A 12,999-nucleotide genomic window follows, 5' to 3' on the forward strand; every position below is an offset into this window, starting at 1 on the left:
ATCTTGTCGTAGACAGTAAAGCTAGGAGCGTTGTCGAATGACCGCCACGAAAGAAACGAAAGTGAAAACACACGGCAAGGAGCGGCCTGTCCCTTCGAAACAGTTCGCTCAAGGGCTGGCGACGCGTCGTGAAGTCATGGGCGATGCCTATGTCGACGCAGCACTCGGTAAGGCGACCGACTTCACCTGGCCTATGCAGCAGCTCGTCACTGAGTATTGCTGGAACGAGATCTGGAATCGACCAGGCCTCGACAGGCGCGCGCGGTCCATTCTGAACCTTGGCATGATCTCTGTCCTCAATCGTCCGCATGAGCTCAAGGGCCACGTGCGCGGCGCGATCAACAACGGCCTCACCAAGGAGGAAATCCAGGAGATTTTCCTGCAGGTCGCGATCTACGCCGGCGTACCGGCGGGCATCGACAGCTTCCGAAACGCCCAGGAGGTCTTCAACGAAATGGGCATCTGAAGCCGCCGCCGCTGGGCGTGGCGGAAAATTTTGAAAGGCGTGGATCGGCCGCGCCGTTTTAACCAGGGAGGAGCCGAACTTGGCCATCGATCTCGAGAAGTTCAAAAAACTGGCGCTGGAGGACTTCGAGTTCAAGCGCGAAACCCGTTATCTCAACGGCATTATCAAATGCGATTTTCCGAGCCGCAGCGTCGCACTCCACTTCGAAGACGGCAAGATGGTGAAGGTCGAAGAAGCCGCCTACGACGACGAGAAGTGCAAGATCGTCATCCGGGGCACGGGTGAACAGTGGGACGCGCTTCTCCAGAAGAAGCCGCGGCCGTTTTATCAGTGCCTGCAGTCGTCAAACATCAAACACGGTCTGTTCCTTAGCAACAATAACGAAACCTTCGCGTATCTCCCTGCGCTCAATCGCATGACGAGCCTGATGCGCGAAGCCCGCCCGGAAGGAGTAGCAGCATGACCAGACATGATCCAATCACGGGCCGTTACGTCTACCTGACGATCGAAGGCATCGAATATCGCGTCTATTACGAGGAAGCCGGAGAGGGCATTCCCTTGCTTGTCGGTCACACGGCGGGCTCCGACGGCCGCCAGTACCGCCACACGCTCTGCGACGAAGACGTGACCAAGAACTTCCGCGTTATCGCGTTCGACTTGCCCTATCACGGGAAGTCTCTTCCTCCACACGGCGTTCGCTGGTGGGAGAAAGAGTACAACATGACCAAGAAGTTCATGATGGATTTCCAACTGGAACTCTCTAAGGCCCTTGGTCTGGACCGCCCCGTTTATATGGGTAGCTCGATGGGCGGACATCTTGCTATCGATCTGGCGTCGAATTACCCCGACAACTTCCGCGCTACTATCTCCGTCGAAGGGGCACTGCGCTCGGCTGCCGAATATGTCGATGTCGGCATGGCAGGCATTAGGAAAGAATTCGACAACCCAAACGTGAACCGCACCTCCATCGGCGCGGCCATGATGCTCAATATCTCGCCCTACTCACCAGAAGCCAATGTCCGCGAAATCCAGTGGGAATATAGCTGCGGCGGTCCGGGCGTCTTCGCAGGTGACCTCTATTACTACTACTACGACCACAATGTCTCACCCGAAGAGGCGAGCAAGATCGATACGTCGAAGTGCATGCTGTACTTCCTGACGGGCGAATACGATCCGAATACCTCCCCGGCCGACACCAAGATCGCCGCCGATCTCGTCAAGGGCAGCAAGTTCTGGACGATGGAGAAGCTCGGTCATTTCCCGGTCACCGAAGACTACACCGAGTTCAGAAAATACCTGCTGCCGATCCTCGAGGAAATCCGGCAGGCATCCGCAACCAGGGCGAAAGTCGCCTGAAACAATCTCTTGGGAGGAGCATCCAATGAGACGGAGTTTAACCGGAACCATGGGGGCGCTGATCGCGGTCAGCGCCCTGACGACCACGGCCTGGGCTGACGGCGTCGACCAGCTCCCCGCCAACGAGAAGAAAATCTACGAGGTCGTCGACCCGCAGGTTCCGCTCGGAGCGAGTGCCTACAAGGACTTCAAACCGAAGAAGGGACCGCCCTGGAAGATCGGCTACGCCAGTAGCTATGCCGGCAATACGTGGCGCGCAGCGGCCCTCGATGCCGTCATGAATGACCTCTTGCCGCGCTCCAAAAAAGCGGGGCTCGTATCTGAAGTCGTGGTCACTCAGTCCGACCTCAAGGACGCCGTCCAGATTCAGCAGATGCGCCAGATGGTTGATGATGGTGTTGATGCCATCATCATCTGCTGCTCGAACGTCACCGCTCTCAATCAGACGATCGAGTACGCCTATAAGGCAGGCGTTCCTGTCTTCTCGTTYTCGGGATACGTGACGTCGCCTTACGCGATCAACGGCGCTGCCAATCACGCGCAGGGCGGCGGCGAGATGGCGATCTGGCTCGCAGACAAGATCGGCAAGAAAGGCAACGTGCTTCTCGTGTCGGGCATCCCTGGCTTCGCCTCATCCGACAGCTTCGACAAGGCCGCCAAAGACGCGCTGGCAAAGTATCCCGACATCAAGATTGTCGGCGAAGTGGCTGGCAAGTGGACCGACCAGGTAGCACAGGTCGAGGTGCAGAAATTTTTGGCGACGAACCCCATCCAGATTGACGGTATTCTGACACAGGGCGCGCAGGAGAACGGCGTGTTGAACGCCATGCTCCAGTCGGGCCGCGACATGGTGCCGATTACGCTGGGCGGCGAGGCTTCGGCGGCATGTTACTGGCGCCAGAATCCGGAATGGATCGATGCCGGCTTCCATATCTGGCCGCCGCGCCGCGAGATGCAGCAGATGTGGGAGATCATGCTTCGCACGCTCGAAGGGCAGGGGCCAAAGGTGCAGTCCTTCCTGCGCCCAGTCCTGCCGTTCACAATCGATGACGTTCGCGCCGCGATCCCCGAGGATTGCGATTTGAACTCGACTGATTTCGTCGAACCGAAGGCGGACGGATGGTTCCCAAGTGCGATTGCCGACCAGTACTTCGAGCGTCCTGCCGATCCCTGGAAGCCGGTAGCCCAGTAAGCCGGATCCGCCCGGTGGCTTAACCGCCGGGCGGGACCTTGGATGATCGTAAAAGCCGCCTTGGCGGACGTTGCGGGTGGGAGGTCTGCGATGGACAGCGAGATAACAGTCAGAATGATAGATGTCGCCAAGGCGTTCGGGGAGACGAGGGCACTCAAGAAGTGCGACTTCGAGGCCCGCGCCGGAGAGGTGCACGCCATCGTCGGCGAGAACGGCAGCGGCAAGAGCACGATGGCCAAGATCATGTCGGGCGTTTTGCACCCGGACGCAGGCAAGGTCACGATCCTGGGTGAAAAGGTTGCCTCGCCCGTCGACGCCAAGCGGGTCGGCCTGACCACCATCTTCCAGGAAGTACTGGTTGCCGACGAGGCCAGCGTGTTCGAGAACCTCTATGTCGGTCGTGACGGTGTCTTTCGTTCGCAGTCGACCGGCGATCGGCGGACAGAAGCGGCTGAAATCGTGGCGCGGCTCGTCGGAAAATCCGTAGACCTCGATCAGCTGGCAGGCAGCCTCCCACTCAGCATCAAACAGTGGATCGTCATCGCCCGGGCTATCCTTCGCAAGCCGCAGGTGCTGATTCTCGACGAATCTTCGGCCGCGCTCGACCTCGACTCGACCCTCCGGCTCCATGCGGAAATCGACCGCCTTCGTGCCGAGGGCGCGACGATCCTCATCGTCACCCACCGGATCGCCGAACTCGTGCGTATCGCCGACCGTGCGACGATCCTGCGTGATGGGATAACTGTCGGTACGCTCGGAAAGGACGAGATCACCGAGGAAAACCTGCTGTCCATGATGACGCCGGCAGATCGGCGCGCCAGCGATGCGACAGAATACGCCTCCCGAAAGAAGCCGCTCTCGGCCCCTCTAATACTAACTGCGACTGGTCTCGCCGCGCACCGGTCGGCGCGCCTGTTCGATTTCGACCTTCCCAAGGGGAGCATCGTCGGCGTGGCCGGGCTTGATGGGCAGGGGCAGGACGCTTTTATCCGCGCCTTGGCGGGCATCATCCAGCCGTTCGGTGGCGAGGTGAAGGTCCGCTCGGTGGATACGGACAAGATGGTCCCGCTGCGATCGCTCGACGATGCTGCAAACCTCGGTGTTTCCTACGTCTCCGGGGACCGCAAGCGCGAGGGTATTTTCCCGCAACAAAGCATCTTCGAAAATCTCGCCATCGGTGTCTACAGGAAGAAGCTCGGCCCCCTGGGTGTGATCCGCAAGCCCACGCTGAAACCGATGTTCAAGCGCGAAGTGGATCGTCTGCGCATCAAGATCGGCAGCCCGTCGAACAGGATCACCTCACTGTCGGGTGGCAACCAACAGAAGGTGCTCATCGGGCGCGCCTTCGCAAACGATCCCCAAGTCATCCTCCTGAATGACCCCGCCCGCGGCGTCGATCTCGGCACCAAGCGCGACCTCTACCGCGAACTCCGCCTGTTTGCTGAAAAAGGCGGCAGTGTCATCTACCTGTCGACTGAGATCGAGGAGTTCATCGGGTTTGCCGATCGCGTCGACGTGTTCTTCGGGGGAACGTTGTTTCGATCCCTGACCGGCGAGGAAATCGCCGAGGCACCAATCCTCGCCGCTATGTTCGGGAAAGCCCGGGACGCTTCCGTTGATTTCGATCTGGAAAGGACCGCATGATGTCTGCAACCGCTTTCCGTCAAGTCACGCAGGACCGCTCGCTGTACGTTCCGGCCGGGCTTTTCCTTGTCCTCCTTTGCGCCGTCGCCTTCCGTGGCCAAGGTCTGTTCACGAACAATGGTCTGGCCGGAGCCATTCTGGTTGCAACGCCGCTGATCCTCACCGCGCTCGCGATAACACCGATCGTCATGGCGGGCCGCGGAGCCGTGGACCTTTCCGTCGGACCGCTGATGGGCTTCGTCAACGTCACGCTCATTACGTGGCTGGTCGGCAACGGCATCACGCACCCTGTGGCCATCATTGCCTGGGCGGTGGGATTGGGAGCGGCGTTCCAGTTGGTGCAAGCGCTCGTGATCATCTACGTGCGCGTCGCGCCCATCATCGTCACGCTCTCCGGTTTCCTCGTTCTGTCGGGCGTCAACCTGATGGTCATGTCGCGTCCCGGCGGTGTCGCTCCAGACTGGATGCTAAGCTGGGGCGCGGGAACGAGCGTATTTTCGCCTGTCCTGTTGCTTCTGCTCGGCGCTTTCGCAATCTGGGGCGTCCTGAGGGGCACGATGTTTTACCGCAACCTGCGGATGACAGGCGCTGACGAGCGGATGGCCTATACCAGTGGTGTGCAGGTCGACGTCGTGCGCATCATCGCCCATATGGTCGGCGGCGTTTTTGCCGGGCTCGCCGCATTGAGCTACACCGCGCTGATCTCATCCGGCGACCCGACCCAGGGCAGCACCTACACGCTGCAAGCGGTCACGGCGCTGGTCCTTGGCGGCGCCAGTCTCTCCGGGGGGCGCGGCGGTGCGCTCGGCTCGACGCTCGGCGCGATCAACATGTTCCTCATCTCGTATCTTCTGTCCACTTTCAACTTCGGTACGGTTTCGGGCTTCGTTACGCAAATGGCCTTTGGCCTGATCCTCGTTGGATCACTTCTCGTGAACGTCTTCGTCATCAGCCGCCGCACTGTCGCGTGAGGGAGTAAGGAAATGATCTCCACTGTCTTGAACACAGAAATCGGCGCGGCCCGTGGCGCCAGCCCTTTGCGCAAGCACAAGAGTATTTCGATCGGCTTTTGTCTCCTTGCATGTCTGCTCATTCTTGGAGCGCTGCTCGTGCCGGGCTTCGTGTCGCCGCAGAACGCGCGATCGATCCTCCTGCTCGCCGCCTTCCTGGGGCTGGCGTCTGTCGGGCAGACGCTCTGCGCGCTCGTTGGAGCGCTGGATCTTTCCATCCCATACATCATCGGTGGCGCCAATATCCTGCTTCCAAGCCTCATGGTGGCGGGTCTTCCGGCGCCCGTCGCCATGATCGTCGTGCTCGTCCTTGGCACTTTGGTCGGGGCTTGCAACGGCGCCCTCAGCTTCCGGCTGCAGGGTCAGGCGCTGATCATGTCGCTCGGCCTGGGTTTCGCGGCCGTCGGGGCGGTCCAGATCTACACCTCGCTCGGATCGCAGTTCGGCGGTACCGTCTTTGCGCCCGTCCCCGGATGGCTTCGCAACCTTTCGGCGTTCAACGGCAAGTTCTTCGGTCTGCCGTTTCCACCGGTTATCGTCATATGGGCTTTCATCGCCGTCGCCCTGGGCTGGATAATGCACAACACCTGGTTTGGCCGGAGCCTCTATGCTGTTGGCGGGAGCCGCACGGCCGCCGCCCGCCTCGGAATCTCGGAATTCAAGATCTGGACAGTGATCCACAGCGTCAGCGGGGCGATGTCGGCACTCACCGGAATGCTGCTCCTCGGTTTCTCCGGCGGCGGTTTCGTCGGGGTCGGTGATCCCTATCTGTTCACCACCGTGGCGGCGGTCGTTATCGGCGGAACATCTCTTCTAGGTGGTGCCGGCGGGTATGGAGCGACCGTCCTCGGCGTCCTCGTGCTTACTGTCCTGACCTCGCTTCTCGTCGGCCTGGGGCTCAGTTTCCCGGCACAACAGGCCGTCGTAGGGCTGCTGATCGTCCCCATGGTCGCGATCTACGCCCGCTCACCACACATCCGTAATCAGATTTGAACGTTGCATCGAAAGGAATATCAATGGCTATCTCCACCGCTCTACTGGATCGCCTGAAAGACCCCTCCCTGGTACGCGAGGAAATGCTGGTAGGAGGCGACTGGCGAAAAGAGGGCGCGAGCGGCAAGACGATCCAGGTCCACAATCCCTCGACTGGGGACGTGATTGCGAGTCTCCCGAGCGCAGGACTCCAGGACGTCCGCGAAGCCATCGACGTCGCCAAACTCGCCCAGAAAAAGTGGGCCGCACGATCGGGCAAGGAACGTGCCGGCGTCATGCGGAAGTTCTTCGACCTCGTCACGGCCAACACCGAGGACCTCGCGATCATCCTGACGTCCGAGATGGGCAAGCCTCTGGCCGAGGCACGCGGCGAGATCGCCTACGGCGCTTCCTACATTGAATGGTTCGGGGAAGAAGCCAAGCGTGTTTACGGGGACACCATTCCGGGGCATCAGGCCGACAAGCGCCTAATAGTCATCAAACAGCCCGTCGGCGTGGTGGCGGCCATCGCGCCCTGGAACTTTCCTTCCGCCATGGTCTGCCGCAAGATCGCCCCGGCGCTGGCATCCGGCTGCGCCATCATCTTCAAGCCGGCCGCCGAAACCCCATTGTCGGCCCTTGCTCTTGCCATCCTCGCTGAGCGTGCGGGAATACCCGGCGGCCTGTTCAGCGTCCTGCCGACAGACAACGCCCGGATGTTCGGTGAAGAAGTCTGCTCGAACCCCGTCGTCAAGAAGCTGACCTTCACAGGGTCTACCGAGGTCGGGCGCATCCTGATGGCGCAGGGCGCACAAAAGATCATGAAGCTCAGCCTCGAACTCGGCGGCAACGCTCCCTTCATCGTCTTCGACGATGCCGACCTCGACGAGGCCGTGGAAGGAGCGATGCTGTCCAAGTTCCGCAATGCCGGCCAGACCTGCGTTTGCGCCAACCGTCTCTACGTCCAGAGCGGGGTTTACGACCGCTTCATAGAAAAACTGGCGGCGCGGGTTTCCGCGCTCAAGGTCCTTGACGGGTTCGAGGATGGAGCCACCATCGGTCCGCTGATCAACGAGGATGCAGTAGCGAAGCTCTACAGCCACATCGATGACGCTGTCGGTAAGGGTGCGAAGGTCGTTGTCGGCGGCGCAAGGGACGAGCGTGGTGGCACCTTCGTCCAGCCGACGCTTCTCTCGGAAGCCACAAAGGAAATGAAGGTCGCACGAGAGGAGACCTTTGCGCCGCTCGCCCCGGTCTTCAGGTTCGAAACGACAGACGAGGTCATTGAACTGGCCAACGACACCGAGTTCGGTCTCGCTGCCTACTTCTACGCCAACGACCTTCGAAATGTCTGGAAGGTTACGGAGGCCCTGGAGTACGGGATGGTCGGCGTCAACACCGGCCTGATCTCGACGGAGGTCGCACCGTTCGGCGGCGTCAAGCAGTCGGGGTTCGGCCGCGAGGGCTCGAAATACGGCATGGATGACTTCCTTTCGATGAAATACGTCTGCATGGGCGGCATACAGTCGTAGTCCAACGGTTGGTGGCGCGTCTTAAGGCTCGCCACCCGCAATGTTTTAGCTGGTCACGGAGGCCCGATGACACATTCTGCAGTAGGCGGGGAAACTCTTGGTCAAGACCGCGCCGACAGCCTTCAAAAAGAGGCGGTCGACCGCGAGCAGGACCCGGCCGATCACGCTGCCCAGGCGAACGTCGAGGGCAGAACGGCAATGGAACGTCGGAACGTGCGGAGAGAGGCAGGCGCTAGACTCACCTTTGTGCTGGGTCTGTCTGCTTAAGGCTCGCGTTGACGCAACGTCTGATGACCCATCTCGATAGTTTCGTAGGTATTTTTCGACGGGACGAGGACAGCGCGCCACCGGCCACTCGCTGGCAAGATCATCACCGGTTGTCTGGCATTTTCCTGGTGGCACGTTGACGCAAGGCGCACGTGTCGGGACGCTCGTGCCTGCCCGCCCCAGTGCTCTTATGACTCAAGGGCAGCATCAGTTGAACCTCACTTCACATTTGCAGATTCTGCAATGGCTTGCGGCCGTCAACTGCCGCAAGGCCCTGATGCGGCGGTCACAGATCGCCGAGAAACTGCGCCGTCGCAGACTAATATTTTGACCTGGAAGAGCTCACTATCGTTACCGCGACTTGGTCGCGTTGCAATGATGAAACGGTGTTGCGCCTCACACCTGCGTTCCAGAGTGTCCGGGCGAGACCGTGACGACCACGGCCCCGCCGGACGTTGCCTTGGGAGGCTGACTTCTGGACAATGTTCGTGACGGGAGCTTAGTGCTTCATGCGCAGGATCGGCTTGATGACCTTGCCGCTCTCGGAATCGGCCATTGCCTCGTTGATCTGGTTGAGATCGTAGAACTGGACGAGCTTGTCGAACGGGAACCGTCCCTGCTGCCAGTATTCGATGAGCTCGGGTATGAATTTGGAGGGAATGCTCTGGCCTTCGACCACACCGACGAGCGTACGGCCGAACAGAAAGTTGCCGATATCGACGATCCCTTCCGTTCCGAGCGCGGACGATCCGACCAGTCCACAGGTTCCTGGGGTGCCGAGGCAATCGACCGCTTGGCGAAACACCTTCGGCGAGCTCGTGCATTCGAGACTGAAGTCTGCGCCTTCGGGAATGATTTCCCTGATTGCCTTGACGCTATCCCCATTGCGGGCGTTTATGATGTGGGTTGCACCCAGTTCAATCGCCAGTTCGAGACGTTCATCGTTAAGGTCGATCACGATGATGGTCGAGCATCCGGCGATCTTCGCCGCCATTACGGCTGCCATGCCGACCGCACCCGCGCCGAACACTGCAATGGAAGATCCCGGTTGGGGCTTGAGGCAGTTGAGAACCGCTCCGGCGCCCGTTTGCAGCCCGCAGCCCAGCGGTCCCATGAGTTCGAGCGGAACATCTTTGGAAACCTTGACCGCATTGCGCTCGCTGGCGATGGCGTAGGTGGCGAAAGAAGACTGCTCGAAGAAGCACCCGCTGATCTGGGTACCGTGTGAATCATGTAGCGGGCAACTGCCATCCGGCCGGGTGCCACGGAAATTTCTGCCGAAAAAGTCTTCACAATAATAAGGCGTGCCTCCCCGGCACTTTTCGCATTTCCCGCAATATGCGTAGCTTAGAGCCACGTGGTCACCGGGCGAAAGCCCTTTTACATCGGCCCCGACCACTTCCACGACGCCGGAGCCTTCATGGCCGAGAACCACGGGCTGCGGTACGTCATATCCTTGGTCGCGAACAACCATGTCGGTGTGGCAGACACCGCTCGCCACGATCCGGACGAGGATTTCGTCGGGGCGAGGTTGATCGATCCCGATGCACTCCAGAACAAGAGGCTTTGCCTTTTCGCGCGAAATTGCAGCGTATGCTTCTTTCATAAAATGACTCCTTAAGTGCGCGCTCGGCCGGTGGGTGACACTTGTAGGCGTTAGCAGACAATCAGTCAATTATCTTCAGTGAACGAAAATGCTCGCTGAGGCCAATGCCAACGCGCTACACGGACATGTAAAGAAACAAAGCGATGTAATATCAATTGCTTCCTCAGGGTATGCGGCCGATCTAGATCTTGGCCCGAATTGTTGGCTGAACTGGAATTTGCTTGACAGATTGACTGAGTCTGACGTGACGTTCATCGAACGCTCCGGCTGACGGTAGCGCCCGTATTTCCTGCGCCTCGCAGCCTCATTTTCCGGGCAATGGTAGCGATAATGGCGCCAAACTTCCTTTTCATGAACCTCGCCGGCGAGGCGCGGTCTGCTGTGTTCCCTGTTGCGCGCTCGTGGGGTGAGGTGACGGACGGTTGCTTTGTCTTATTGCTATATCGAACCGAGCCGCAATAAAAGAACAACTAAATCAGCGTGATAACACAGACGACACGTCGAAAATCCGAAATTCAAGATACTTTATTGACAGATTGTCTGCTTATTCATAATGATGCGATCTGCCGTTTGGGGAGAATTCGGCGATGGCTGGAAGATAACGGCGCTCCAGGTCGCAGACAAAATGGCCGCGTTGGGTGGCAAGAGGAGGAGAATTCTGATGAAAAGACGTACATTCCTGCAGACGGGCAGTGCCTTGATTGCAGCGGGCGCGTTCGGAATACCGGGCATCCTGCGGGCAGACGATACTATCGCCCTGCTGCCCGACACTTGGCCGTCCGAAGGGGAAAACCCCGTCGTCGAAGCTGGTAAGTTCGCCAAGGCAGGTCCCTGGAAGATCGGTCACAGCCACTATGGCCTGGCCGGTTCAACGCACACCTATCAGACCGCGTTCGAAGCCGAATACGAGATTAGCAGGAACAAGGCCCGTGTCGCAGACTATCAATTCCGAAGCGCCGACCTCAACGCCTCAAAACAGGTCGCCGACATCGAAGATCTGATCGCACAAAAAGTCGATGCAATCATCATTGCGCCGCTTACAACAGGCTCGGCCGTGGAAGGCATCAGGAAGGCAAAGGCCGCCGGCATTCCGACGGTCGTCTATCTCGGTCGCGTCGACACCGAGGATTTCACGGTGCAGGTCCAGGGCGACGACTTCTACTTCGGTCGGGTGATGGCTCAGTTCCTGGTCGACAAACTAGGCAACAAGGGAAAAGTGTGGGTGCTGCGCGGCGTCGCCGGGCATCCGATCGATGCTGATCGTTACGCCGGGGCGATGGAAGTCTTCAGCAAGTCCGGTCTCCAAATCACCTCAACCCAGCACGGCAGCTGGTCCTACGAGGACTCAAAGAAGATCGCCGAAAGCCTCTATCTCTCTGATCCCGATGTCGCCGGGGTCTGGACTGACGGCGCAAATATGTCGCTCGGGGTCCTGGACGCGCTGCAGGAAGCCGGGGCTTCCACCATTCCACCGATCACGGGAGAAGCCCTGAACGGATGGATGCGTCGTTGGAATGATGAAAAGCTCTCTTCGATCGGGCCCATTTGCCCTCCGGCTCTTTCGACGGCAGCCCTGCGTGCGTCCTTCGCGCTTCTCGAAGGCAAGCCGATCCAGCGCAACTGGACCAACCGGCCCAAGCCGATCGTCGACGAAAATCTTGCACAGTTTTACCGCTCCGATCTCACGGACGCTTACTGGGCCCCGACAGAAATGCCGAATGAGAAGCTCCTCGAGTACTTCAAGGCCTGACGCATTGAGGGCGCGGACAAGCGCGCCCTCTTCACCCTCGCAGATGGAAGTGTTCATGAGTATGCTTGTCGAGATGGTCAGCATCAACAAGTCCTTTGGTGCGACCAAAGTCCTGTCGAATGTTCAATTTTCGCTTGAACGCGGCTCCGTCCACGCGTTGATGGGCGAGAACGGGGCGGGAAAATCCACGCTGATGCGAATTCTGGCCGGCGTCTATCAACAGACCGCTGGACGCATCCGTCTGCGAGGAGAAGAGGTGACCTTCCGGTCCCCCAAGGAAGCGCGTCTCGCCGGGGTGTCGACAGTGTTTCAGGAGTTCACCCTGATCCCCAATCTCACGGTCGCCGAAAACATGTTTCTTGGACACGAACCGCGGCGTGCCGATGGGTCGATAGACACCGCCGAGGTCGTCGAGCGATCCCGCAAGCTGCTTGCCGACGTTTTCCCTCAACTGGACGCGACGGCGATTGTGGAAACGCTGACGGTTGCCCAGCAGCAGGCAGTGGAAATCGCCAAAGGCCTGACATCCAATGCCGATGTCTTCATTTTCGATGAACCGACCGCGGCACTAAACTCAACGGACGTCGCTCATCTCTTCAAGGTCATCCGCGATCTGAAGGCGCAAAACAAGGCTGTCGTCTACATCTCGCATCGGATGAACGAGGTGTTCGAACTGTGCGACACCATCACCGTCATGAAGGACGGGGCTTGGGTAAAGACAGCCAGGGCAGAAGACTTTAATCTCCAAACGCTCGTGGCAACCATGGTTGGACGCGAACTTCAGAGTTTCTTTCCGCCGAGGGCACAGGCCATTGGATCGCCGATGCTCGTCGTGGCAGGGCTTCGTCTCAATGACCATGGCCCGCCAGTCGGTTTTTCCGTACGCACGGGCGAGATCATCGGGCTCGCCGGGCTGGAGGGCCAGGGGCAGCGTGAAATCATGCGTGCGGTCGTCGGGGTCGAACCCGCCGCAGCTGCGAGCGTCCAGCGTCGCCGCGACGACAGCATGATCGATGTGAACGTATCCTCAGGCTTTTCGAGTGCCATCTCAGCGGGCATTGGTTTCATTCCTGAAGACCGCAAGCAGGAAGGCCTGTTTCTTCGGCTTCCGATCTACGACAACATCGCACTTGGCAAGCAATTGAACCGGAACATGGCGAGCGTTGCATGGCGTTCCATCTCCAGGGTTCACGATGTCATAAAG

11 protein-coding genes are annotated in these 12,999 nt (G+C 59.4%); 10 read left to right on the top strand and 1 reads right to left on the bottom strand.

Going from position 1 to position 12,999, the window contains the following annotated elements; translation table 11 throughout:
• The first annotated feature begins 37 nt into the window (after positions 1-37).
• The 8 genes from QD461_RS33430 to QD461_RS33465 all read left to right on the top strand — a co-directional run bounded on the left by QD461_RS33430 (position 38) and on the right by QD461_RS33465 (position 8,172).
• Positions 38-466, top strand: a complete 429-nt coding sequence (locus QD461_RS33430; RefSeq protein WP_004129705.1) for a carboxymuconolactone decarboxylase family protein — start codon at positions 38-40, stop codon at positions 464-466.
• 79 nt (positions 467-545) lie between these two features.
• Positions 546-929, top strand: coding sequence for a hypothetical protein (locus tag QD461_RS33435; RefSeq protein ID WP_028753492.1), 384 nt, complete (start codon positions 546-548; stop codon positions 927-929).
• On the top strand, positions 926-1,822 hold the full coding sequence (locus tag QD461_RS33440) for an alpha/beta fold hydrolase (protein ID WP_004129697.1): 897 nt from the start codon (positions 926-928) through the stop codon (positions 1,820-1,822). The genes QD461_RS33435 and QD461_RS33440 overlap by 4 nt, the downstream gene beginning before the upstream one ends.
• 25 nt (positions 1,823-1,847) lie before the next feature.
• Positions 1,848-3,014 carry an ABC transporter substrate-binding protein gene (locus QD461_RS33445; RefSeq protein ID WP_028753491.1) on the top strand — a complete coding sequence of 389 codons (1,167 nt, stop codon included), beginning with the start codon at positions 1,848-1,850 and terminating at the stop codon, positions 3,012-3,014.
• A 90-nt stretch (positions 3,015-3,104) separates the two neighbouring features.
• Positions 3,105-4,658 carry a sugar ABC transporter ATP-binding protein gene (locus QD461_RS33450; protein WP_028753490.1) on the top strand — a complete coding sequence of 518 codons (1,554 nt, stop codon included), beginning with the start codon at positions 3,105-3,107 and terminating at the stop codon, positions 4,656-4,658.
• Entirely contained in the window at positions 4,655-5,629 is a 975-nt protein-coding gene (locus QD461_RS33455; RefSeq protein ID WP_015341892.1) for an ABC transporter permease, read from the top strand. Before QD461_RS33450 ends, QD461_RS33455 begins: the two co-directional genes overlap by 4 nt.
• 12 nt (positions 5,630-5,641) lie before the next feature.
• Entirely contained in the window at positions 5,642-6,661 is a 1,020-nt protein-coding gene (locus QD461_RS33460; protein WP_004129685.1) for an ABC transporter permease, read from the top strand.
• Positions 6,662-6,684: 23 nt separating this feature from the next.
• On the top strand, positions 6,685-8,172 hold the full coding sequence (locus QD461_RS33465; RefSeq protein WP_015341893.1) for an NAD-dependent succinate-semialdehyde dehydrogenase: 1,488 nt from the start codon (positions 6,685-6,687) through the stop codon (positions 8,170-8,172).
• Positions 8,173-8,938: 766 nt separating this feature from the next.
• On the opposite strand, the gene QD461_RS33470 is transcribed toward QD461_RS33465, so the two are convergent.
• A complete protein-coding gene (locus QD461_RS33470) occupies positions 8,939-10,045 on the bottom strand; it encodes an NAD(P)-dependent alcohol dehydrogenase (protein ID WP_004129670.1) in 1,107 nt (368 codons plus the stop codon).
• 661 nt (positions 10,046-10,706) lie between these two features.
• On the opposite strand from QD461_RS33470, the gene QD461_RS33475 reads away from it, so the two are divergent.
• Together QD461_RS33475 and QD461_RS33480 are read left to right on the top strand one after the other, a co-directional pair.
• Positions 10,707-11,795, top strand: coding sequence for an ABC transporter substrate-binding protein (locus QD461_RS33475; protein WP_004129668.1), 1,089 nt, complete (start codon positions 10,707-10,709; stop codon positions 11,793-11,795).
• A 55-nt stretch (positions 11,796-11,850) separates the two neighbouring features.
• Positions 11,851-12,999, top strand: a 1,149-nt coding sequence (locus QD461_RS33480) for a sugar ABC transporter ATP-binding protein (protein WP_414091291.1), incomplete at its 3' end; no start/stop codon positions are given.

It is taken from the genome of Rhizobium sp. BR 314, assembly GCF_047445805.1.
In the GTDB taxonomy this organism is placed as follows: domain Bacteria; phylum Pseudomonadota; class Alphaproteobacteria; order Rhizobiales; family Rhizobiaceae; genus Rhizobium; species Rhizobium lusitanum_B.

Excerpts from the sequence above, each read along its gene's own strand:
- QD461_RS33430 (WP_004129705.1), top strand. The coding sequence starts at position 38 with ATGACCGCCACGAAAGAAACGAAAGTGAAAACACACGGCAAGGAGCGG.
- QD461_RS33440 (WP_004129697.1), top strand. The coding sequence starts at position 926 with ATGACCAGACATGATCCAATCACGGGCCGTTACGTCTACCTGACGATC.
- QD461_RS33450 (WP_028753490.1), top strand. The coding sequence starts at position 3,105 with ATGGACAGCGAGATAACAGTCAGAATGATAGATGTCGCCAAGGCGTTC.
- QD461_RS33455 (WP_015341892.1), top strand. The coding sequence starts at position 4,655 with ATGATGTCTGCAACCGCTTTCCGTCAAGTCACGCAGGACCGCTCGCTG.
- QD461_RS33460 (WP_004129685.1), top strand. The coding sequence starts at position 5,642 with ATGATCTCCACTGTCTTGAACACAGAAATCGGCGCGGCCCGTGGCGCC.
- QD461_RS33465 (WP_015341893.1), top strand. The coding sequence starts at position 6,685 with ATGGCTATCTCCACCGCTCTACTGGATCGCCTGAAAGACCCCTCCCTG.
- QD461_RS33470 (WP_004129670.1), bottom strand. The coding sequence starts at position 10,045 with ATGAAAGAAGCATACGCTGCAATTTCGCGCGAAAAGGCAAAGCCTCTT.
- QD461_RS33475 (WP_004129668.1), top strand. The coding sequence starts at position 10,707 with ATGAAAAGACGTACATTCCTGCAGACGGGCAGTGCCTTGATTGCAGCG.